The organism is Streptomyces angustmyceticus, assembly GCF_040701845.1.
Lineage (GTDB): Bacteria > Actinomycetota > Actinomycetes > Streptomycetales > Streptomycetaceae > Streptomyces > Streptomyces angustmyceticus_A.
The window spans coordinates 1-22,009 of record NZ_JBFBHQ010000046.1 but is presented as its reverse complement, the minus strand read 5'-3'; the positions used below and the strand labels follow the sequence as shown (position 1 = coordinate 22,009).

Here is a 22,009-nt window from a genome sequence, read left to right as displayed (position 1 = left end):
CACCAACGGTCTGCTGCGGCAGTACTTCCCCAAGGGCACCGACCTCGCAGTCCACCCCCGTGAGCACCTCGACGCGGTCGCCACCGAACTAAACGGCCGCCCACGCAAAACGCTCGGCTGGGAAACCCCAGCCGAGCGCCTGCATAAACTGCTCGCGGCCTGACCAACCAACCACGTGTTGCAACGACCCCTGGAATCCGCCGTGCCGCCCCGGGGCCTTGTCGTGCCGCGCTCCGTCTACCGGTGTGCCGGGAACTCCACGACCTGCTGGTAGGTCGGCCGGTTCTGCCAGCTGATGGTGTCGTGGGTCAGACCGCCCACCGCGCGGTGGATGATCGCGTCCGCGCACCACTGGTCGCCGGCCTTGCAGCTGTCGTCGCCGGGGTAGACCTGCTCGGCCGTCTTGCCGCTCGCCTGCTGGAGCGTGGCCAGCAAGGTGTCGCGGCAGGCGGACAGGTCACCGTTGCCGCAGTACGGCTGCGCGAGCGGGCCGGCCACCTTGTCGCCGAGCACCGCACGCAGATCCTTGTCCGCGTAGCTCCACCAGCCGTACTGGAACGCCGATCCGGCGTGTCCCCCGGTCGGCCCGTGGCCGGCCGACGGGGATTCGTCGATGGCGAGGTTGGCGCGCAGTGCGTCGTAGAGGTCGCCGCCGAGGCCCGGCTGGAAGACCGCCTCGATCATCAGCGGCCACCAGGCGTCCATCAGGCGCACCGCGTCGGGGTGGGTGTAGGTGTGCGAGCCGGCGGCGGTCTCGCGGCGCTGGGCGCCGTCCTTGCGCCAGGCCTCCAGCTGCTGGATCGCGGTCTTCAGCTCGGGGTCGGTGACGGGCTTGCTGCCCACGACCCGCAGGAGTTCGGGCAGGACGTCCTCGCCGCGCAGGTCGGTGACCGCGGCCTCGGACATGGCCCGGGTCAGCGACGCCCGGGTCACCCCGCCGGCCCGGGTCAGTGCGCGCACCCGGTCGTCCAGCAGGTTGCCGCGGTGCACCGACCCGTTGCCGAAGCCCGCCGAGTCGTAGTCCTCGGCCTGCTTGTTGTTCCACGAGATGTAGTAGTCCTGGCCGATGGACTGCGGGTGCTGGGCGGGCGGGGTGTAGTCGGTGGTGTTGGTGTCCGGGTCGTAGCCCTTCCACTCGTAGGCGTCGTCCGCCTTGATGGGCAGCGAGGGGTCGACGTCGGGGTTGCGGACCGGGTTGAGGCCGCTGTTGTAGTACGCGACGTCGCGGGAGTCGGCGTAGAACCAGTTGAAGGCGTAGCCGATGTGCCCGGCGGCCTGCTGGAACGTCTTGGCGTCGCGGACGTAGGACGGGTCGTTGAACATCTGGAAGCCGATGATGGAGTCGGCCTCGTGACGGTAGGTGGAGCGCTGCGCGGTGTAGGCGACGGGCTTGCCGTCGACGGTGGCGCGGTGGGTGACGGTCCCGTACTTCGTCCGGAAGACCTGCATCCGGTAGGAGCCGGCCGCCGTCGGGTCGGCGACGGTGGGCTTCCAGGAGTTGGTGCGCTCCAGCTTCTCCATGGGGACGCAGGCGCCGCGGTAGCGGTAGGAGGCGGACTCCTTGGTGGGCGCGGAGCCGTCCGCGTTGCACAGGTCGACCGCGTAGGTGTCGGTGATGTCCTGGCCGGCGGAGGTGGCGCTCCAGGAGTAGTCCTGGCCGCGGCCGAGCTGGACGTACATCCCGACGCCGGCGAAGGAGGCGCCGCGGGCGCTGATGCCGGGCCCCTGGATCTCCTGGAGCATCAGGAGCTGGGGCGCGAAGTAGCCGGTCTGCGGGCCGAAGACGGCGACGGGGTGGCCGCTGGCGGTGTGCTTGCCGGAGACCAGCAGGGCGTTGGACATCCCGCGGTGCTGGGTGGGGTCGAAGCTCCCCTTGGGCAGCACCCCGTCCTTGAAGAGGCCCTCCAGCTTCTTGTACTTCTCCGGGGCCTTGACCGGGTCGCGCGGCGGCGTCCCGCTCTTGACGGTGGCCGCGCCGGAGCGGTCGAAGACCAGCGGTTCGGGGGTGACCGAGCCGCGGTCGGGCAGCGCGGTGCCCTTCGCCCTGGCCGGCTTGACCGCGTACGGGAAGCTGCTGCCGTCGTGCAGGGTCTTGGCGGCCTCGGGGTCGTTGCGCTCCCGGAAGGACTCCCAGACCTCGGTGCCCTTCTCGACGCCGTACTTCTGCTGGGCGGAGAGCAGCGCGAGGGCCGAGGGGACCTCGCCGCCCCCGCCGTTGCCGAAGAGTCCGCCGACGACGGAGGCGAGCGCTATCAGGTCGGTGAGCTTGAAGGGCTGGATCTCCCCGGCGTTGGTGATCGCGTCGACATGGCCGGTGAGGACGTACTCACCGGGGAAGTAGCGGCCGTTCTTGGACTGTTCGCGATAGGCGTTGATGCCGTCGACGTAGGCCTGGGCGTCCTGCATGGCCAGTTTGCCGCGCTCGCCGTTGGAGTCGCGGATATTGTCGACCTGGGCCTGCAGATCGGCCTCGGTGTACGGCGCCTGCGGCCAGAACTGCTGCTCCAGGCCCTGGTTGGCGAGCGCGCCGCCGGCGAAGGAGGTCAGTTCGCCGCGTCCGATGTGACGGAAGAGGTCCATCAGCCAGAGCCGGTCCTGGCCCGCGGCGTAGCCGGCGCCGTACTCGGTGCCGTAGCGGGTGGTGCCCTTGATGTGCGGGACCCCGGTCTTCTTGTCCCGGGTGATGGTCACGTCGCTGCGGGGCGCGGTGACCTTGCCGACCTGGTCCTGGGGGACGCCGAAGGAGGCGTCGTTGAAGAACCGGGAGAGGGTGTCGTCGGTCAGCGACTGGTAGCCGCTCGCCAGCGCGCCGTACGGGCCGAGTTGGTCGGTGGAGTGCTCGGGGTGGGTGCCGAACAGCTTGTTGCCGAGGATCTCCACCAAGGTGGCGTTGCCGGTGGCGCCGGGCGGCAGGATGTCGCCGCACTGGCCCTGGCAGTAGTCGTGGGCGTCCTCGGGTGCGGCGGTCGCGGCCGCGGCGGGGGGCGGTGCCAAGAGCGTGGCACCCAAGGCGAACAGGGCCGCCGCGGCGGCGGTCCTGAGCCTTCCGGTACGTCGTCGCATTGCTGCTCCTCGGTGGGGGTCCCCCCTGCTCGTCGCGAGCTCGGGGAAGGCTGGGCGGGACGTTACCGGCGGTTATCCCCGGCCGGAAGATGAACAACAGTCAACTTTTCCTCTCCCGGCGGAGATTCTGTGGACGCGGCCATGACACCTCGGACATCGCCCCCGAAAAACCGCAAGGAAATTCGAGGGATCCATTCGGCGATCGGCTACGTCCCATCCCCGTCCAGTCGGATCCTCCCCACGGAGGTGGGATGAAATGGCCGGTTTCAGAGCCCTCGCAGAACAGGTCCGCAATCCACGACTCGTCGCGGCCCAGCGGCGCACCGCCCTGCGCAAGTGCCTTGAACGCTTCGCCCCTTACGGGCACCGGGCGACCTGGCATCACCTGTGCACCCGGGCCGGTATCGCCACCCAGGACCGCGACCCCGATCCGGAGCGGCTGGTGGCCGCGCTCGCCGAGCTCGAAGAGGCCCGTACCCTCTGGCTCGCGTACGAGGAGGAGTTCGCCGCCCGGCGCCGCAAGGAGAAGCACGACGGCATCCGGCAGCCCGGCGCGATCGACGAATGGCACCGGCGGACCTGGGGCGGCTGTGACATCGTGCCGTGCGAGTCGCCGCAACGGCACCCCGCGGCCCGTCTCGCGGTGGTCCTGCGCCGCATGATCGTGGCGATGGAAACGGGGCGGCCGCGGCGTGACTGCCCGGTGTGCGGCGGCACCCGTTTCACCTGGCTCGCGGAGACGGCGGACACCGCGGCACCCGGCCCCGCCTGCGGGCAGTGCGGGGTGCTGGCCCCGGTGTCGGTGCTGACGCACGAGGCGCTGAGCGCGGCGGACCGGCTGCACGGGGCGGGGGCGTTCGCGGCGGCCTGACCGGCGCCGGACAAGGCCGCCGGGCACCGCCGCACCCCCGGGGCGCCACGGACCGGGCGCACTGCCGGACCCTGCTGTCATCATCGGAGGATGCTGCAGGTCTGTCTCAACGGCCCCCGGACGGCGGCCGATTCCGCGGCGGTGCCGATGTCACCGGCCGCCCTCGCCGATGCCGCGCGGCAGGCGGTGGCGGCCGGTGCCGACGACGTCCATGTCCACCCCAAGACCCCGTGCGGCCGCGACTCGCTCGCGCCGAGCGTGGTGGCCGCCGCCCTGGAGGCGGTCCGCGATGCCGTGGACGTCCCGGTCGGGGTGACGACCGGCGCCTGGGCCGAGCCGGATCCCGCGCGCCGGGCGGAGCGGATCGGGTCCTGGACGGTGCTGCCCGACCACGCCTCGGTGAACTGGCACGAGCCGGGCGCCGAGGCCGTCGCCGCGGCCCTGCTGGCGCGCGGCATCGGCGTCGAGGCCGGCGTCTGGTCGGGCACGGACGGCGCGGAGGCGTTCGCCCGCTCCCCGCTCGCGCCGCGGGTCCTGCGGGTGCTGGCCGAGGTGACCGACTCCGGCGCCGGCTCCGCGCCGGCCACCGCGCGCGCCCTGCTGACCGCCGTGACCGGCGCCGCGCCCCGCCGCCCGGTGCTCCTCCACGGCCAGGACGGCGGAGCCTGGCCGGTGCTGCGGCTGGCCGCCGAGCTGCGCCTGGACACCCGGATCGGCCTCGAGGACACCCTCCTGCTGCTCGACGGCCGGCCGGCCGCCTCCAACGCCCAACTGGTCCGTGCCGCAACGGCTTTGGTGCGCGGTCTTCCGGGAGGGTGAGGCGCGGGGTACGTTCCGCCGCATGCGCGCGCTCGCCCGATCCCGCACCGCCGCCCCGCCGGGATGGAGCCGATGGCTCGTCCCGCCCGCCGCCCTGTCCATCCACCTCGCCATCGGACAGGCGTACGCCTGGAGCGTGTTCAAACCGCCCCTGGAGTCCGCCCTCCACCTCTCCGGGACGGCCTCGGCACTCCCCTTCCAGCTGGCCATCGTGATGCTGGGCCTGTCCGCCGCGTTCGGCGGCACCCTCGTCGAACGCCGCGGCCCCCGCTGGGCGATGTGCGTCTCGACGGTCTGCTTCGCCGCCGGGTTCCTGGTCGCCGCCCTCGGCGCGGCCGCCGGCCGGTTCTGGCTGGTCGTCCTCGGTTACGGCTTCCTGGGCGGCATCGGCCTGGGCATCGGCTACATCTCCCCGGTCTCCACCCTCATCAAGTGGTTCCCCGACCGCCCCGGGATGGCCACCGGCATCGCCATCATGGGCTTCGGCGGGGGCGCCCTGATCGCCTCCCCCTGGTCCACGGGGCTGCTCGGCACCCTCGGGTCGGACACCTCCGGCATCGCGCGGACCTTCCTGGTCATGGGCCTGGTCTACGCCGTCTTCATGACCCTCGGGGTGCTGCTGGTGCGGGTCCCCGCCGACGACTGGCGGCCGCCCGCCGAGGCGCCGGCGGGAGCCTCGGCCGCCCGCCCGCTCGTCACCACCGCCCAGGTCTCGGCCCGCAGCGCGCTGCGCACCCCGCAGTTCTGGTGCCTGTGGGTCGTGCTGTGCACGAACGTCACGGCGGGCATCGGCATCCTGGAGAAGGCCGCCCCGATGCTCTCCGACTTCTTCGCGCACACCGCGGCCCCGGTGAGCGCCCCGGCGGCCGCCGGATTCGTCGGCATGCTCTCGCTGGCCAACATGCTCGGCCGGATCGGCTGGTCCGCCGCCTCCGACCTGGTCGGCCGCAAGAACGTCTACCGGCTCTACCTCGGCGCCGGCGCCCTGATGTACCTGCTGATCGCGCTGACCGGCGACACCTCCAAGCCCCTGTTCATCGCCTGCGCCATGGTGATCCTCTCCTTCTACGGCGGCGGCTTCGCCACCGTCCCCGCCTACCTGAAGGACCTGTTCGGCAGCTACCAGGTCGGCGCGATCCACGGCCGGCTGCTGACGGCCTGGTCCACCGCCGGCATCCTCGGCCCGCTGATCGTCAACGCCGTCGCCGACGGCGCGAAGTCCGCCGGCCGCAGCGGACCCGACCTCTACACCACCTCGCTCTTCATCATGATCGGCCTGCTGGCAGTGGGCTTCGCCGCCAACGAGCTGATCCGCCCCGTCCACCCCCGGCATCACCAACCACCCGCATCCGGCGGGCAGTTGGCCGACGAGCCGGCCGCCCCGAAGGGAGCCGGCCAGTGACCGCCCGCCGCGCCCTCCTGTTCGTCCTCGTCTGGCTCTGGGTGGGCATCCCGTTCATATACGGCCTTTACGAGCTGACCCTCAAACTGAAACAACTGTTCACGGGCTGACCCCCGCGCCGGCACCGCGCCCGGCCGGCGGCGGCCCTCCTGCCGGGTCCGGCACCAGCGCCGGGCCGGCAGCCCGAGGAGAGGGTGGACGTCCATGGCCGACCTGCACGATCTGACCGCGCTCGAACAGGCCGAAGGGATCCGGTCGGGTGAGCTCTCCCCCGTGGATCTCACCGAGCACTATCTGACGCGGATCGAGCGGCTCGACGACGCACTCGGCGCGTTCCTCACCCGCACCCCCGAGATAGCCCGCAAACAGGCCTCGGACGCCGAGAGCGAGGCCACCGCGGCCCGCCGCGAGGGCCGCGCGCTCCCCCCGCTGCACGGCGTCCCCGTCCCCGTGAAGGACCTCAACCAGGTCGCCGGGGTGCGCTGCACGATGGGGTCCCGGGCACTGGCCGAGCACGTGCCGACCGTCGACGACCATGTCGTCCGGAAGCTGCGCACCGGCGGCACCGTCCTGCTCGGCAAGACCAACACCCCCGAATTCGGGCTGCCCTGCTACACCGAGAACGGCCTGGCACCCCCCGCCCGCACCCCATGGGACCCGACTCGCTCGGCGGGCGGCTCCAGCGGCGGGGCGGCCGCCGCGGTGGCCGGCGGCCTGGCACCGCTCGCGCACGCCAGCGACGGCGGCGGCTCGATCCGCATCCCGGCCTCCGTGTGCGGGCTGTTCGGCATCAAGCCCAGCCGTGGCCGGATCAGCCCCGGACCGCTGTTGCACGACATCTCCGGACTGGCCACCTCGGGCCCGCTGGCCCGTACGGTCGCCGACGCGGCCACCCTGCTGGACGTCATGGCGGGCCCGATGCCCGGCGACCCGTTCGCGGCGCCGCCGCTGCCGCCCGGGGAGACCTTCGCCGACCACGCCCGCCGCGACCCCGGACGGCTGCGGATCGCCTGCCTCACCGAGGCGCCCGTACCCGGGATCGAGGTCCACCCCGACTGCCGCACCGCCGCCACCGACACCGCCGCGCTGCTGACCGGGCTCGGCCACGACGTGGAGGAGCTGTCCCTGCCGGCCGACGAGGGCATCCTCCACGCCTTCACCCGCGTCTGGTCGGTGCTGGCCACCAACCGCCCGCTGCCGCCGGAGCACGAGGAGCTGCTGATGCCGCTCACCCGCCATCTGCGGGCCCGTGGCGCCGAGGTCTCCGGCACGGACTTCGCGCGCTCGATGTACGCCTTCCGGCTCCTCGCCCAGTCCGTCGCGGACGGCCTGATGCCGGCGGGCACCGGCTACGACGTGCTGCTCTCGCCGACGCTGGCCTCGCCCCCGGTCCCGGTCGGCCACCTGCGCAACGACGCCGATCCCCAGGCCGAGTTCGCCGCCATCGGGGCGTTCACGCCGTTCACCGCGCTCTACAACGCCACCGGCCAGCCCGCGGTGAGCGTCCCGCTGCAGTGGAACGCCGAGGGCCTGCCGATCGGGGTGATGCTGGCCGGGCGCTACGGCGACGAGGCCACCCTGATCGCGCTGTCGGCGCAGCTGGAGCAGGCCCGGCCGTGGGCGGGCCGCACCCCGCCCATGTGGTGACGGACTCCGGAGTCCGTGCGTCCGCCCCGTCCGGGGCGGGCGCACCCGCGCTCACGGCCCGTCCGGGCAGCACCCCTGCGTGTCCCGCTCGCCCTGCCGGCCCCCCGCGGGCCGCTGCTCGCCGCCGGCGCGCCGCTGCGCCCCCTCCGGGTCCCGGGCGCCGTGGTCGACCCGCAGTCGCTGGGCGCCCGGCCCCTGCGCGCCGAGGTTGTCGTACGGGTTGGACAGCGCGCACGTCTGCAGCGAGAGACAGCCACAGCCGATGCAGTCCGTCAACCGGTCGCGCAGCTCGACGAGTTGACTGATCCGCTCGTCCAGCTCGGAGCGCCAGACCTCGGAGAGCCGGGCCCAGTCCTCGCGGTTGGGCGTGCGGGCGTCGGGCAGCTCCGCCAGCGCGTCCCGGATCACCGCGAGCGGGATCCCCACCCGCTGCGCCGCCCGCACGAACGCGACCCGGCGCAGCGCGTCCCGGGTGTAGCGACGCTGGTTGCCCGCCGTCCGGGTGCTGCTGATCAGTCCCTTGGACTCGTAGAAGTGCAGCGCGGAGACCGCGGCACCACTGCGCGCGGAGAGCTGGCCGACGGTGAGTTCATGAACCTTGTACGGAAGCTGGGGCACGGTTCCACCCTAGGACGTGCCCGCCCGGTCCCGTCGTCCGCGGGGCCGGACGCACGGTGCCCGACGGGCCCCGGACGGGCGCTCCCCGGGCGTTGACAGCGGGTACCCGCACTGAGCATGCTGAGCAAGCGCTTAGTAAGCGTCGGCCGGTGCGCGGCAGCGGCGGACGGATCCCGAGGAGGCGGACGAAGATGGCACAGCCCCGAGTGTTCGGATCGCTCGACGAGCTGCGGAACGCAGTCGGTGAGGAGCTGGGCACCAGCGACTGGCTGGAGATCGACCAGAAGCGGATCGACCTGTTCGCGGAGGCCACCGGCGATCACCAGTGGATCCATGTGGACCAGGAGAAGGCCGCGGCCGGCCCCTTCGGCACCACCATCGCGCACGGCTATCTGACACTGTCGCTGCTGCCCGCGCTCGTACCGCAGCTGATGCGGGTCGACAACGTGAAGATGGGCATCAACTACGGCACCAACAAGGTCCGCTTCCCCGCCACCGTCCCGGTCGGCTCACGGCTGCGCGCCACGGCCAGGATCGCCGAGGTGACCGAGGTGACCGGCGGCGTCCAGCTCGCCACCGTCGTGACGGTCGAGCGCGAGGGCGGCGACAAGCCGGTCTGCGTCGCGGAGACGGTCAGCCGCTTCTACCTCTAGCCGGGCGACGGCCGGGCCGCGGCCCCGGGGCACACCCGGGTCCCGGCGGTCCGGCCCACCCGTCCGGAGGGGCTACGCGCCGCGGGAGCCGGCCCGGTCCGCCGGGGCGCCCACCATGCGCAGCACGAGGTCGGCATAGAGGGTGCCGACCTCGTCGGGCGTCCGCGGGCCCTGGGCCGTGAACCAGCGGGCGACGTCCACGCACAGCGACAGCACCGCGAGCGTGGTGCCCGGCACGTCGTCGGCCCGGAACTCCCCGCTGTCCGCGCCGTCCTGGATGATCTGCCGCAGCAACCGGTCCGTCCGCCGGCGCAGGTCGGCGATCTCGGTGTAGTGCTCGGGGCTCAGGGCCTGGAGCTCGTACTGGATGACCCGGGCGGTGGTGTGGTGCTCGGCGTGCCAGCGGGCGAAGGTGCGCACGGCGTCACGGAGACGCTCGGTGGCGCTGCCCTCGGCCCCGGCGGCGGCACCCATGATGCGCAGCGCCTTTTCATGGCCGATGCCGCTGATGCGGTAGAGCAGCTCTTCCTTGGTCTTGTAGTGGATGTAGAGGGCGGCCGGGCTCATCCCGGCGCGGCCCGCGATGTCCCGGGTGGTGGTGGCGTGGTAGCCCCGCTCGGCGAAGGCCTCGACGGCCGCGCCGACCAGGCGCCGGGCGGCATCGGGGGTCACCCCGGCCCACTCCTGGTTCTCCTCTTCGGCCCGCTCCGCCGCCGCACCCATCGCGTACCCCGCTCCTCGATCCGCCAGGGACCCTCCACTGACGGATCGAACACCATATCGCGCCGCTGAGCAAGCGCTTAGGACTGGCGGGCGGGCGGCCCGGCTCCCGGGGACGGGCCGGTCAGAACGCGGAGACCCCGGTCAGCGCGCGGCCGATGACCAGCTTCTGTATCTGGCTGGTGCCCTCGTACAGGGTCATCACCCGGGCGTCCCGCAGCAGTTTGCCGACCGGGTACTCGTCGATGTAGCCGTAGCCGCCGAAGACCTGGAGGGCATTGTTGGCGGCCCGCACCGCGGCCTCCGAGGCGAACAGCTTGGCCTTCGAGGCGGCGGTGCCGAACGTCTCGCCGCGGTCGATCAGATCGGCGACCCGCCAGGTCAGCAGGCGCGCGGCGTCCACGTCCACGGCGATGTCGCTGATCAGCTCCTGCACCAGCTGGTGCCGGGCGATGGGCTTGCCGAACTGCTCGCGCTCGCCCGCGTAGCCGAGCGCGGCGTCCAGGGCCGCCCGGGCGATGCCCACACAGCCGGCGGCCACCGACATCCGGCCCTTGGCCAGCGCGGACATGGCGACCGAGAACCCCTTGCCCTCGGGCCCCAGCATGGCGGCGGCCGGGACCCGTACGCCGTCCAGGACGAGTTCCGCGGTGGCCTGGCCGCGCAGCCCCAGCTTGCCGTGGATCTCGCGGCGCGCCAGGCCGGGACTGTCCGCCGGGACGAGGAAGGCGCTGATGCCCCGGTGTCCGGGTGCGTCGCCGGTACGGGCGAAGAGCAGCACGACATCGGCCCAGGTGCCGTTGGTGATGAACATCTTGGTCCCGTCGATGACGTACGTGTCCCCGTCCCGGACCGCCCGGGTGGCGAGGCGGGCCGCGTCGGAGCCGGTGCCCGGTTCGGTGAGGCCGAAGCAGCCGACCGCCTCGCCGGAGGTGAGCCGCGGCAGCCACGTCCGCTTCTGCTCCTCGTCGCCCCAGGCGGCGACGGTCTTGGCGACCAGCCCCAGGGACACCGAGACGATGCCGCGCACCGCGGAGTCGGCGCGGCCCAGCTCCTCGGTGACCAGGACGTAGGAGAGGTGGTCTCCGCCGGAGCCGCCGTACTCCTCGGGGACGGTGAGCCCGAGGAAGCCGAGGCCGCCGAGTTTCTTCACGATGCCGCGGTCGACCTGTTCGGCGCGGTCCCAGGCAGTGGCGTACGGGGCGATCTCGCGGGCGGCGAAGTCCTCGGCGAGCTGCCGCACCGCGGTCTGCTCCGCGCTGAGCTCCAGGTTCATCTCGGGCCCCTTGTGGACGAGAGCAGTTAATTAGCACTGCTAGTTTTTGTTGGGCGGCCTCTACTATGTGCGGCATGGCCCGACCCCGCAAGCCCCTCCTGAGCCCCGAGCGCATCGTCTCCACGGCGCTGGCGCTCATCGACTCCGAAGGGCTGCCGGCGCTCTCCACCCGGCGCCTGGCGGCGGAGCTGGGCGTGAGCGGGCCGTCCCTCTACAACCACTTCACGACCAAGGACGAGATCCTCGACGCGGTGGCCGACACGGTCATCGCCCAGGTCGACGTGTCGGGCTTCGAGGCGGGCGCGGACTGGCGCGCCGGGCTCCTCGACTGGGCCCGCTCCTACCGCGCGGCGCTCGCCGCGCACCCGCAGATCGTGCCGTTCCTCGCCCAGGGCCCCGGCCGCCGCCCGGCCGGCCTGAAGATGGCCGACGCGGCGTTCGGCGGGATGGTCCGGGCGGGCTGGCCGCCCGCCCAGGCCACCAGGGTCTGCGCCATGGTCCGGTACTTCGTGGCCGGATCCGCGCTGGGCTCGTTCGCCCGCGGCTTCGTGGACGACCCGGGCGCCTACGACCCCGCCGACTACCCGCACCTGGGCCAGGCCCACCTCCTGGCGGAGCATCAGCGCCAGGTGGACGAGGGCGCGTTCGAGACCGGGCTGCGGGCGCTGGTGGACGGCCTGGCGCTGCAGCACCCGGAACTCCTGCCGCCGGACGGCGGCTGACCGCGGCGCGCGGGGCCCGGCGCGCGGCCGCATCGCGGGCCCGGCCGCCGGGGTTGCTACAGGCCGGCCCCGCCGGTGACGTCGATCCTGGTGCCGGTGATCCAGCGCGCGTCGTCGGAGGCCAGGAAGGCGACCGCGTCGGCGATGTCCGGGACCCGGCCGATCCGGCCGAGGGCGGTCAGGCCGATGGTGCGCTCCAGGTGCGCCGGGTCGGCCAGCACCTCCGCGGTCATGTCGGTGCGGGTGAATCCGACGGCGACGGAATTCACCGTGATATCGCGGGGACCGAGGTACTTGGCCAGGGTGTGGCTGAAGACTTCGAGCGCGCCCTTGGTGAGCGGATAGCCGATGCCGTGGGCGGAGGCGAGACGGGTGGAGACGGACGAGATGTTGATGATCCGGCCCCCGTCGCGCAGTCGCGGCAGCAGCCGCTGGGTGAGGAAGAACGGCGCCTTGATGTTGACCGCGACCATCCGGTCGAACTCCCCGGGGGTGAGCACCTCGATCGGCCGCCCCATGAGGTTGAGCCCCGCGTTGTGCACCAGGATGTCGATCGCCGCTTCCCCGTGCGCGCGCAGCCCCGCCTCCAGTCCGGCCATGAGCGCGTCCACGTCGCCGGGCACGCCCAGTTCGGCGCCCACGGTGAACGCCCGGCCGCCGGCCCCGGCGATGGCCGCGGCGGTCTCCTCGGCCGCCGCCTCGTTGCTGCCGTAGTGCACGGCGACCAGCGCGCCGTCCCGGCCGAGCCGTTCGGCGATGCCCCGCCCGATGCCCCGGCTGCCGCCGGTGACGAGTGCGACCTTCCCCCTGAGGTGTCCCATGCCCGCTCCCTGCTCGTGTGCCGCGGAGCCTCCCTCCACCTCAACGAGGTTAGCCACACCTAAGTTTGATGTGCCCCCAGGCGTCGGGTTCGAGCCACACGCGACGGCGGCCGCCCCCTGGACATCGCTTCCGAGGGCTTGTTCGCTCGCGGAGCACCCACCCGCTCCGCGGCGACGGCTCACCGGGCCGGGGCCGAGCCGGCGTCGGCCGCCGACTCGGCTCCGGGCCCTTCACGCGCGACCGGCTCCCCAGCCGGCCGATCGAAGGCCAGGCGGGTTCACCAACTGCACTCGCAATTGCACGCGATCACGAGGCGGCCGCTCGCGGCTGCGGCACCGGACACCGTCTCGGCGTGGGCCGGGCCGGCGGTGGACAGGAAAACACCGGTCAATGCGGTAGCGAGTAGGGCAGCCGCACGTAACTTACGCAAGAGGGACATTGGTTGTACTCCTTGGTCTGCGCTGTAGGCACTGCTCGCTCTGCTAGAGCACTTCGCAGCCGGCCAGGTTCCCGTCGCCCCGGACGCTCCTAGAACACCACCAGCGCCCGCCCTCCCCGGCCCGCCAGCATGGCGTCGAAGGCGGCCGGGATGCCGTCCAGGCCGATCCGCTCGGTGACCAGGGCGGACAGGTCGAGGGCGCCGGAGCGGACGTGCCGGGCGATGACGGGGAGGTCGCGGGCGGGGTCGCTGTTGCCGTAGACGCAGCCGGAGAGGGTCCGGCCGAAGTAGAAGAGTTCCAGGGCGGAGAAGGCGACCTGCTGGTCCTGGCCGCCGATGCCGACGACCGTGGTGCGGCCGCCGCGCCGGGTCGACGACCAGGCGGTGCGGATGGTGTCGGCGCGGCCCACGCACTCCACCGCGGCATCGGCTCCCACGCCGCCGGTGAGCTTGCGGATGCGCTTGGCGGTGTCGTCGCCCGCCACCAGGAACTCGGTGGCGCCGGCGGCGCGGGCGAGTTCCTCCTTCGCCGGGGAGACGTCCACGGCCACGATCGGCCCCGCACCGGCGATCCGTGCGGCCTGGAGCGTGGCCAGGCCCACCCCGCCGACGCCGAAGACCGCGACCGACTCCCCGGCACGCACCCGGGCGCTGTGGTGCACGGCGCCCCAGCCGGTGAGCACCGCGCAGCCGAGCAGCGCCGCGTCGGCGAGCGGCACCCCGTCCGGCAGCGGCAGCGCGGCCCGCGCGGGCACCACGGTCTCCTCGGCGAACGCGGCGGTGCCGAGGCCGGGGTAGAGGTCGGTGGCGTCGGCGGCGAGGGTGGCGTACGGAGCGTCCGCGGCGTGGCCGGCGCGGGCGCACAGCCAGGGCTCGGCCAGGCCGCAGAAGTGGCAGTCGCCGCAGGACGGTGCCCAGTTGAGGACGACCTGGTCGCCGGGGGCCACCGTGGTCACGTCGGGGCCGACGGCGGTGACGGTGCCGGCGCCCTCGTGCCCGAGGACGGCCGGGGCCGGCTGGCGCAGGGTGCCGTTGGACAGGGACAGGTCGGAGTGGCAGACGCCGGCGGCGGCGAGCCGGATCCGGACCTGGCCGGGGCCGGGCGCGGGCAGGTCGATCTCGGCGACCCGCAGCGGGGCGTTGACGGCGGACAGTACGGCGGCGCGGACCACGAAGGACTCCTCGGTGCGGAGGGCTGGCCGGCAGGGCCGGCGGGGAAGGGCGGGCGTCGCGGCGGGGTGCGGCCTCGGCCGTCCCCCGCCGCGCGGCCGGATCAGAACTGCAGCGACTTGGTCTGCAGGTACTCGCTCAGCCCGTGCGGGCCCAGCTCGCGGCCGATGCCGGACTGCTTGTAACCGCCGAACGGGGCAAGGGGGTTGAACCGGCCGCCGTTGATGTCGACCTGGCCGGTGTCCAGCCGGCGGGCGAAGGCCACCGCCTCGGCGTCGTCGCCCGCCCAGACCGCGCCGGCCAGCCCGTAGACGGTGCCGTTGGCGATCCGGGCGGCGTCGTCCTCGTCCTCGTACCTCAGGATCGACAGGACCGGGCCGAAGATCTCCTCCTGGGCGACGGTCATCTCCGGGGTGACGTCGGCGAAGACGGTCGGCGCGACGTAGTAGCCCGGCCCGGCGGACGACTGCGGTCCGCCCGCCACGACCCGTGCGCCCTCGGCGATGCCCCGCTCGATGTAGCCGCGCACCCGGTCCCGCTGCTCGGCGCTGACCAGCGGGCCGACCCGCTCCCCCGGGACGTACTTGGCGGCCGCCGCGGCCGCCAGCTCGACGGCCTCGTCGTACCGGTCCCGGTGGACCAGCATCCGGGTCCAGGCGCTGCAGGTCTGGCCGGAGTTGGCCATGACGTTGGCGACGCCGACCGCGACCGCCTTGGGCAGGTCGGCGCTGGGCAGGATGACATTGGCGGACTTGCCGCCCAGCTCCAGCGCCACCCGCTTGACCGCGGCGCCCGCGAGGGCACCGATCCGCTTGCCGACGGCCGTCGAGCCGGTGAAGGAGACCAGGTCGACGCCCTCGTGCTCGGCGAGCGCCTGGCCCGCGACCGGGCCGAGCCCGGTGACGAGGTTGAAGACCCCGGCCGGTATCCCGGCGGCATCGACGCACTCGGCGAAGAGCTGGGCGACCAGCGGGGTGTCCTCGGCGGGTTTGAGCACGACCGTGCAGCCGGCCGCGAGCGCCGGGGCGACCTTGGCGACGATCTGGTGCAGCGGGTAGTTCCAGGGCGTGATCGCGCCCACCACCCCGACCGGTTCGTGCAGCACGGTGGAGTTGCCGATCTTCTCCTCGAAGGCGTGGGTGCCGGCCAGTTCGGCGTACGAGCCGCAGACCGCGACCGGCAGCCCGGCATGCACCGCCGTGCTGAACGCGAGCGGCGAGCCGAGTTCGGCGGTGACGGTCTCGGCGATCTCCTCGGCGCGCGCGGCGAGTTGGTCGCGCAGGGCGGCCAGCCGGGCCGCGCGCTCCTGGGGTGCCGCGGCGGCCCAGCCCGGCAGCGCGGCGCGGGCGGCGCGGACCGCGGCGTCCACGTCCTGTGCCGAGCCGGCCGGGACGGTGGCGATGACCTGCTCGTCGGCCGGGTTGACGACCTCGATCGTGCCGCCGCCCACGGCGGGCCGCCAGCTTCCGTCGATGTACATCGCGTCGTGCTGCTTCACGTCGTGGTCCTCCCGGGCCGGCTGCTGGTCGTCGCCCCCAAACTAGCGCCGGTAGTTTTGTGGGCGCCAGGGCACCGCCGCGCCCCAGAGGGGTGACGGTCGCCACGAGCCCAGGCTCCCTCCGTTCTCCCCCGCCCCGGCGGATGGCCCACAGGATTCCGGGGTCACGTGGGGGGATCCCGCCTTGCCGTGGGGCGCGGACGCCGTACGCCGCATGACGGCGCGGACGACGCGGCGGGCGCCTGTCCCGTACGGGCGGCCATCGCGGCGGAGGCCAGCAGCAGCGCCCCGAGCAGGACGAAGGGCGCTGCGGTGCCGGCGAGACCGGCCAGCAGTCCGGCGCCGGCGGGGGCGGCGACCTGGCCGAGCCGGTTGCCGGTCAGGCGGAGCGCCAGCGCGGTGCTGCGGGCCCGGTCGGGGGCGGCCTGGACCACCGTCGTCATCGACAGCGGCTGGCCGACGCCCAGGCAGAAGCCGAGCGCGACGAGCATCGCCGCCAGCGCCGGCACCGGAACGGGCAGCACCAGACCCCCGCACAGCAGCCCGGCCAGCGCACAGCTCCCGGTCATCAGCGCGGTGCGGCCCAGCCACCGGATCATCGGGGTCATCACCAGCCGGCAGGCGATGGTGGCCGCGGCCCGCAGGCTGAGCAGCAGGCCGATGGTCGTGGGGGCGATGGCGCGGTCCTCGCCGATCACGGGGAGGTAGGCGGTGAGGATGTCGGTCGCGGAGAGCACGGCCAGGCTCATGAAGATGCCGGCCGGGACGCCACGGGTGCGCAGGATGCCGCGCACCGGGACCGGGGGCCCGGCCGGGCGGCCCGGGACGCCCGGCGCCGCGGCGCGGGCGCGCTGTTCGAGGCGCCGGAGCGAGGCGTAGGAGAGGGCGGCGACGGCGCCGGAGACGAGCAGGGCGCGGGCGCTCGTCGCAGCCATCCGGCCGTCGTGCTCGGAGATGACGAGCCCGGCGGCCACCGGGCCGATCAACTGGCCCAGGGACGCGCCGATGGTGAAGTGGCCGAAGTTACGGTCGCGGTCCTCGGGGGCGCTGCGGCGGGCGACGATCGACTGGGCGCCGATGACGAAGCAGAGGTGGCCCAGCCCCATGACCCCGCTCCAGGCGGCCATCACGGGCAGCGACCCGGCCAGCCCGCTGAGCGCGCAGCCGCCGCTGATCAGCGCCACCCCGGCGACCAGCAGCGGGGCGCAGCGGCCGTGGTCGGTACGGCGGCCGAGCGGGACGGCGACGAGCAGCGGCAGCAGTGCGTAGACCGCGGTGATCACGCCGATGGCGCGCTCGTCGGCGCCCAGGGCAAGGGCCCGGTAGGAGACGGCCGGCCTGGCCATGCTCACCGCTCCCTGGGCGAAGGAGAAGGTGACGACCAGGCGCAGCAGCCATCCCCTGCCGGGCCCCGCGGTGCCGGTGGCGGTCATCTAGAGGATGCCGAAGAGCACACCGGCGCCCATGACCACCAGCGAGGTCAGAGCGGCCCACTTGACGGTGAACTTGGTGTGGTCGCCGAACTCGACCTTGGCCATGCCGACGAGGACGTAGACGGCGGGGACCAGCGGGCTGGACATGTGCAGGGCCTGGCCGACCAGGGAGGCACGGGCGATCTCGACGGGGGCCACGCCGTGGGCGGCGCCGGCCTCGGCGAGGATCGGGACGATGCCGAAGTAGAACCCGTCGTTGGACATGAAGTAGGTCAGCGGGATGCTCAGCACGCCGGTGACGATGCCCATGTGCGGGCCGAGGGCGTCGGGGATGCCGCTGACCAGCCAGCGCGCCATGTGCTCGACCATGCCGGTGCCGGTGAGCACACCGGTGAAGACGGCGGCGGCGAAGACCATCCCGGAGACGTTGAGCACGTTCTCGGCGTGGGCGGCGACGCGGGCCTTCTGGTCCTTCATGTGCGGGAAGTTGACGGTGAGGGCGAGGGCCGCGCCGAGGAGGAAGAGCACCGGGATCGGCATGACCTGGAGGATCAGCAGGGTGAGCAGCGCGATGGTGAGCGCGGCGTTGAACCAGTAGAGCTTGGGCCGCAGGGTGGCCCGCCGCGGGTCCAGGACCTGGAGGCCGTCGTCGTCGGCCGGGCCGCCGGAGCCGGTGGCCGCATCGGCGTCCCCGTCGGCGTCGGTGCCCGCGCCGCCGGTGCCGCGCCGCGTACCGGCGGCGGTGCCCCCCGTGCCGCCGGCGCCCGCGCCGACCAGGACCTGCTCGGTCTCCATCGCGTCGGCGGCCTCGGTCACCAGGCGGGTGTCGCCGAGGGTCAGGACGCCGAGCCGCTTGCGCTCGCGGCGGCCGAGGACGTAGGCGAGGGCGAAGACCGCGACCAGGCCGACGGCCAGGGCGGGGATCATCGGGACGAAGATGTCGCCGGCGTCGAGCTTGAGCGCGGTGGCGGCGCGGGCGGTCGGGCCGCCCCAGGGGAGGGTGTTCATCACGCCGTTGGCGGTGGCGGCGACACCGGTCATGACCACGAGGCTCATCTTCAGCCGCTTGTAGAGCGGGTAGAGCGCCGAGACGGTGATCATGAAGGTGGTGGAGCCGTCGCCGTCGAGCGAGACGATCGCGGCGAGCAGGGCGGTGCCGAGCACCACCCGCACCGGATCGGCCTTGCAGAACTTCAGGATGCCGCGGACGACCGGGTCGAAGAGACCGACGTCGATCATCACCCCGAAGTAGATGATGGCGAACATCAGCATCGCGGCCGTGGGGGCCAGGTCGCCGATGCCCTTGAGGACGTAGTCGCCCAGGTGCGCGCCCTGTCCGACCAGGATGCAGAACAGCGCGGGGATGAGCACCAGCGCGGCCATCGGTGACATCTTCTTCATCATGATCAGCACCAGGAAGGTGGCGATCATGACGAATCCGAGGATTGTCAGCATTGGGGGTACCTCACGTTCGCCCTTGAACATCTGCCGGGGGGTGGCAGTTCAGGCGACGTTAGGTCCCGCAAACTTTTGTTAACAAGGTCTTGACGCGCGAGCAATACGAGCAAAACCCCAGGTCAATACGGATCTCCCCGGACGGGCGTGCGCACAAGGGGCACCCCGCCGCCGCCCGGCGGGCGCACGGCCCTCACCCCTGACACCTCACCCGTCCCCCGCGCCCGCCCCGTCCAGATAGCGCCCCAGATAGGCCCGCAGCAGCTCCTTGGTCTCCGTGACGATGGCGGGATCGCCGGCCGGGTCGCTGCGGAAGGCGAGCTGGAGCAGCGCGTCGGCCGTCTCGACGCCGACCAGGAAGGCGGTCCGCAGCCGCGCGTCGCCGGCGTCCAGGCCGAGCGGGCCGGCGAGGAGGGCGCGCAGCCGGTCGGCGACCTCGTAGTTGGCCTGGCGTGCGGCGCGCGGGGCGGGGACGGTGAACTCCACCAGGGCGAAGCCCGGCACCGTCCGCTTCATGGCGAGGTACTCGTCGACCACCACGTCCATCGCACGGCGCCACGGGAGCGGCCGGTCGTCCGGGCCGGCCAGCCGGGCGGTGATGCGGTCCGCGTAGGCGTCGAGGTTGCGTTGGGCGAGGGCCTCGGCCATGGCGCGCTTGTTGGGGAAGAAGCGGTAGACGGAGCCGATCGGGACGCCGGCGCGGCCGGCCACGGCCCGGGTGCTCAGTTCCTCGTACCCGGTCTCCTCCAGGACTTCGGCGCAGGCGTCCAGGATTCTGGCCAGGCGCTGGGCGCTGCGCCGCTGGACGGGCGCGCGGCGCAGGGAGGCGGGCGGTGTCGCGGGGCGCGGGGTCGGCTGCTGCACCCGTCCATCCTGCCCGCCCCGCCGGGCGGGCGGAGCCCGCCCTCGCGCGATCCGGCCGACCACCGCGATCCGGCCGACGCGGCCGGGAGTCTCCGTTGACGGCCCCCCACGGCAATCCTAAGGTCTTGCATAGGATTCCTTGAGCGGCGGGAGCACGCGATGGCAGGCACGGGCAACGAGCAGGCGAGGAAGACGGCCGAAGGGCTGGCGTACAGCACCGGATTCGGCAACGAGCACAGCTCGGAGGCCGTCCCGGGCGCCCTGCCGGTGGGCCGCAACTCGCCCCAGCGCGCACCGCTCGGGCTGTACGCCGAGCAGCTCAGCGGCTCCGCGTTCACCGAACCGCGCGACCACAACCACCGCTCCTGGCTCTACCGCATCCGCCCCTCCGCCGCGCATCCGCCGTTCGTCCGCGCCGCACAGGGCGCCCTGCGCTCGGCGCCGTTCACCGACTGCACCCCCGACCCCAACCGGCTGCGCTGGAACCCGCTGCCCGAGCCCGCCGGCCCGGCCGACTTCCTGGACGGGCTGTGGACGCTGGGCGGCAACGGCGACGCCACCCAGCGCACCGGCATGGCCGTCCACCTGTACCAGGCCAACACCTCCATGGAACGGCGGGTGTTCGGCAACGCGGACGGCGAGCTGCTGATCGTGCCGGAGCGCGGCGGACTGCTGCTGCGCACCGAACTCGGCCTGCTGCACGCCGAACCGGGCGAGGTGGCGCTGATCCCGCGCGGCGTCCGCTTCCGCGTCGAGCTGCTGGACGCCGCGCCCGACGGCGGGCAGAGCCCGACCGCCCGCGGCTACGTCTGCGAGAACTACGGGCGGCCCTTCCAACTGCCCGACCTGGGCCCGATCGGTGCCAACGGCCTGGCCAACGCCCGCGACTTCCGCGCACCGGTCGCCGCCTACGAGGACGTCGAGGGCCCCGTCGAGGTCGTCAACAAGTTCTGCGGCACCCTCTGGACGGCCACCTACGACCACTCGCCGCTGGATGTCGTCGCCTGGCACGGCAACCACGTCCCGTACGTCTACGACCTGCGCCGCTTCAATGTCATCGGCTCGATCAGCTACGACCACCCCGACCCGTCGATCTTCACCGTCCTCACCTCCCCCTCCGACACCGCGGGACTGGCGGGCGTGGACTTCGTGGCCTTCGCGCCGCGCTGGCTGGTCGGCGAGGACACCTTCCGGCCGCCGTACTTCCACCGCAACGTCATGACGGAGTACATGGGGCTGATCGAGGGGGCGTACGACGCCAAGGCGGAGGGCTTCGTCCCGGGCGGCGGCTCGCTGCACAACATGATGTCGGCGCACGGACCCGACCGGGAGACCTTCGACCGGGCGAGCGCCGCCGAGCTGCGCCCGCAGAAGATCGACGACGGGCTGGCCTTCATGTTCGAGACCCGCTGGCCGCTGACCCTGACCGAACAGGCCCGGGACGCCGGGCATCTGCAGCACGGCTACGACGACGTGTGGCAGGGTCTCCAGCGCCATTTCCGCCCGTGACACCGGGGAACGCCGCCGTGACCACCTTCGCTCCCGACTCGCTCGCCCTGAACCGCAAGCTGCCGCTGTGGTACCAGGTCTCGCAGTCGTTGCGCGCCTCCATACTGGGCCGCTCCCCCGAGGCCCCGCTGCGCCTGCCCACCGAGGACGCCCTCGCCGCGCACTACGGCGTCAGCGTGCTGACCATGCGCCAGGCCCTCAAGGAACTGGAGGCGGAGGGCCTGATCAGCCGGCACCGGCGCCGCGGCACCTTCATCGAGCCGGACGCGCGGCGCGGGTCGCCGGTGCGGCTGCTGGGCTCCGTGGACACCATCGTCGCCCAGCAGTCCGGGATGAGCACCGAACTGCTGGAGCACGGCCCCACCCCCGTACCCCCCGAACTGGCCGCACACTTCCCCGGCCTCGCCGAGGTGACCGGCTTCCGCCGGCTCCGCGGCGACGAGAAGACCGGCGAACCGACCAACCACGCACACAACTACGTGCACCCCGACGTCGCCGCGCGGATCGACCCGGCGGACCTGCTGCGCTGGCCGATGACGAAGGTGCTGCGGGACGCGGTGGGCGTACGGATCAGCCGGATCACCGACACCGTCGAGGCACGGCTGGCCGACCCGGAAACCGCCCGGCTGCTGGAGGTCCCCCTGCTCAGCCCGATCCTGCACTACACGGGTCTCACCTACGACGCCGACGGCCGCGTGGTCGACGTCGCACGGATCCACTACCGGGGGGACCGCTTCTCGTTCACGGTGACGTTGGACGCCTAGCTGTCTCCCCCGTCTTTGGCTTTCCCGCCGTGGGGGTTGCTCGCCGTTTGCCGCCCGCTGCGCTTTGCCTCCGCCCCGTTTTTGGCTTTCCCGCCGTGGGGGCTTCTCGCCGTTGCGCCTGCGGCGGGCGGGTCCGCTGCGGTGCCGCTGCGCGGGGCTGGTGCGGTGGGTTGCGCCTGCGGCGGGCCAGGTCCGCTGCGCGGGGCTGTGGGTGCGGTGACGGGCCTGCGGGGCCGGTGTGTGGGACTGCTTCGCTTTACGTCC

20 protein-coding genes are annotated in these 22,009 nt (G+C 73.3%); 10 read left to right on the top strand and 10 right to left on the bottom strand.

Features of this window, described 5'->3' with window-relative positions:
• Nucleotides 1–163, top strand: a 163-nt coding sequence (locus tag AB0411_RS37380) for a transposase (protein WP_437044497.1), incomplete at its 5' end; no start/stop codon positions are given.
• Nucleotides 164–237: 74 nt separating this feature from the next.
• On the opposite strand, the gene AB0411_RS37375 is transcribed toward AB0411_RS37380, so the two are convergent.
• Nucleotides 238–3,063 carry a penicillin acylase family protein gene (locus tag AB0411_RS37375; protein WP_366421691.1) on the bottom strand — a complete coding sequence of 942 codons (2,826 nt, stop codon included), beginning with the start codon at nt 3,061–3,063 and terminating at the stop codon, nt 238–240.
• Between the two features lie 256 nt (nt 3,064–3,319).
• On the opposite strand from AB0411_RS37375, the gene AB0411_RS37370 reads away from it, so the two are divergent.
• The 5 genes from AB0411_RS37370 to AB0411_RS37355 all read left to right on the top strand — a co-directional run bounded on the left by AB0411_RS37370 (nt 3,320) and on the right by AB0411_RS37355 (nt 7,802).
• Nucleotides 3,320–3,934, top strand: coding sequence for a hypothetical protein (locus AB0411_RS37370; protein ID WP_366421690.1), 615 nt, complete (start codon nt 3,320–3,322; stop codon nt 3,932–3,934).
• A 90-nt stretch (nt 3,935–4,024) separates the two neighbouring features.
• Nucleotides 4,025–4,753, top strand: a complete 729-nt coding sequence (locus tag AB0411_RS37365; protein WP_366421689.1) for a 3-keto-5-aminohexanoate cleavage protein — start codon at nt 4,025–4,027, stop codon at nt 4,751–4,753.
• A gap of 22 nt (nt 4,754–4,775) precedes the next feature.
• Nucleotides 4,776–6,155 carry an OFA family MFS transporter gene (locus AB0411_RS37360; protein ID WP_366421688.1) on the top strand — a complete coding sequence of 460 codons (1,380 nt, stop codon included), beginning with the start codon at nt 4,776–4,778 and terminating at the stop codon, nt 6,153–6,155.
• Nucleotides 6,152–6,265, top strand: a complete 114-nt coding sequence (locus AB0411_RS38200) for an MFS transporter small subunit (RefSeq protein WP_437044494.1) — start codon at nt 6,152–6,154, stop codon at nt 6,263–6,265. The genes AB0411_RS37360 and AB0411_RS38200 overlap by 4 nt, the downstream gene beginning before the upstream one ends.
• Before the next feature lie 94 nt (nt 6,266–6,359).
• Complete coding sequence (locus AB0411_RS37355; RefSeq protein ID WP_366421687.1) at nt 6,360–7,802, top strand: amidase; 1,443 nt, start codon at nt 6,360–6,362, stop codon at nt 7,800–7,802.
• 51 nt (nt 7,803–7,853) lie between these two features.
• Here AB0411_RS37355 and soxR read toward each other — a convergent pair whose 3' ends face one another.
• The gene (gene soxR, locus AB0411_RS37350) at nt 7,854–8,420 is read right to left on the bottom strand and encodes a redox-sensitive transcriptional activator SoxR (RefSeq protein WP_366421686.1); all 567 of its coding nucleotides are present in this window, start codon (nt 8,418–8,420) and stop codon (nt 7,854–7,856) included.
• A gap of 191 nt (nt 8,421–8,611) precedes the next feature.
• Between soxR and AB0411_RS37345 the strand changes: the two genes are divergently transcribed.
• Entirely contained in the window at nt 8,612–9,073 is a 462-nt protein-coding gene (locus tag AB0411_RS37345; RefSeq protein ID WP_086720986.1) for a MaoC family dehydratase, read from the top strand.
• 72 nt (nt 9,074–9,145) lie between these two features.
• Here AB0411_RS37345 and AB0411_RS37340 read toward each other — a convergent pair whose 3' ends face one another.
• Both AB0411_RS37340 and AB0411_RS37335 read right to left on the bottom strand, forming a co-directional pair.
• Nucleotides 9,146–9,796, bottom strand: a complete 651-nt coding sequence (locus tag AB0411_RS37340; RefSeq protein ID WP_366421685.1) for a TetR/AcrR family transcriptional regulator — start codon at nt 9,794–9,796, stop codon at nt 9,146–9,148.
• Between the two features lie 121 nt (nt 9,797–9,917).
• Nucleotides 9,918–11,069: an acyl-CoA dehydrogenase family protein gene (locus AB0411_RS37335; RefSeq protein WP_366421684.1), complete on the bottom strand. Its 1,152-nt coding sequence runs from the start codon at nt 11,067–11,069 to the stop codon at nt 9,918–9,920.
• A gap of 74 nt (nt 11,070–11,143) precedes the next feature.
• On the opposite strand from AB0411_RS37335, the gene AB0411_RS37330 reads away from it, so the two are divergent.
• The gene (locus tag AB0411_RS37330; RefSeq protein WP_366421683.1) at nt 11,144–11,791 is read left to right on the top strand and encodes a TetR/AcrR family transcriptional regulator; all 648 of its coding nucleotides are present in this window, start codon (nt 11,144–11,146) and stop codon (nt 11,789–11,791) included.
• A gap of 56 nt (nt 11,792–11,847) precedes the next feature.
• Here the strand turns inward: AB0411_RS37330 and AB0411_RS37325 are convergent, their stop codons facing one another.
• The 6 genes from AB0411_RS37325 to AB0411_RS37300 form a co-directional block, all read right to left on the bottom strand.
• Nucleotides 11,848–12,612 carry an SDR family oxidoreductase gene (locus tag AB0411_RS37325; RefSeq protein WP_366421682.1) on the bottom strand — a complete coding sequence of 255 codons (765 nt, stop codon included), beginning with the start codon at nt 12,610–12,612 and terminating at the stop codon, nt 11,848–11,850.
• A 529-nt stretch (nt 12,613–13,141) separates the two neighbouring features.
• Nucleotides 13,142–14,224, bottom strand: a complete 1,083-nt coding sequence (locus tag AB0411_RS37320; RefSeq protein ID WP_366421681.1) for a Zn-dependent alcohol dehydrogenase — start codon at nt 14,222–14,224, stop codon at nt 13,142–13,144.
• Nucleotides 14,225–14,325: 101 nt separating this feature from the next.
• A complete protein-coding gene (locus AB0411_RS37315; protein WP_366421680.1) occupies nt 14,326–15,720 on the bottom strand; it encodes an aldehyde dehydrogenase family protein in 1,395 nt (464 codons plus the stop codon).
• A gap of 164 nt (nt 15,721–15,884) precedes the next feature.
• Complete coding sequence (locus tag AB0411_RS37310; RefSeq protein WP_366421679.1) at nt 15,885–17,153, bottom strand: MFS transporter; 1,269 nt, start codon at nt 17,151–17,153, stop codon at nt 15,885–15,887.
• Complete coding sequence (locus tag AB0411_RS37305) at nt 17,154–18,608, bottom strand: CitMHS family transporter (protein WP_366421678.1); 1,455 nt, start codon at nt 18,606–18,608, stop codon at nt 17,154–17,156.
• 207 nt (nt 18,609–18,815) lie between these two features.
• A complete protein-coding gene (locus AB0411_RS37300; protein ID WP_366421677.1) occupies nt 18,816–19,472 on the bottom strand; it encodes a TetR/AcrR family transcriptional regulator in 657 nt (218 codons plus the stop codon).
• Between the two features lie 159 nt (nt 19,473–19,631).
• Between AB0411_RS37300 and hmgA the strand changes: the two genes are divergently transcribed.
• Together hmgA and AB0411_RS37290 are read left to right on the top strand one after the other, a co-directional pair.
• Nucleotides 19,632–20,981, top strand: coding sequence for a homogentisate 1,2-dioxygenase (gene hmgA / locus AB0411_RS37295; RefSeq protein WP_366421676.1), 1,350 nt, complete (start codon nt 19,632–19,634; stop codon nt 20,979–20,981).
• A gap of 17 nt (nt 20,982–20,998) precedes the next feature.
• A complete protein-coding gene (locus tag AB0411_RS37290; protein ID WP_366421675.1) occupies nt 20,999–21,745 on the top strand; it encodes a GntR family transcriptional regulator in 747 nt (248 codons plus the stop codon).
• The last annotated feature ends 264 nt before the right edge of the window (nt 21,746–22,009 follow it).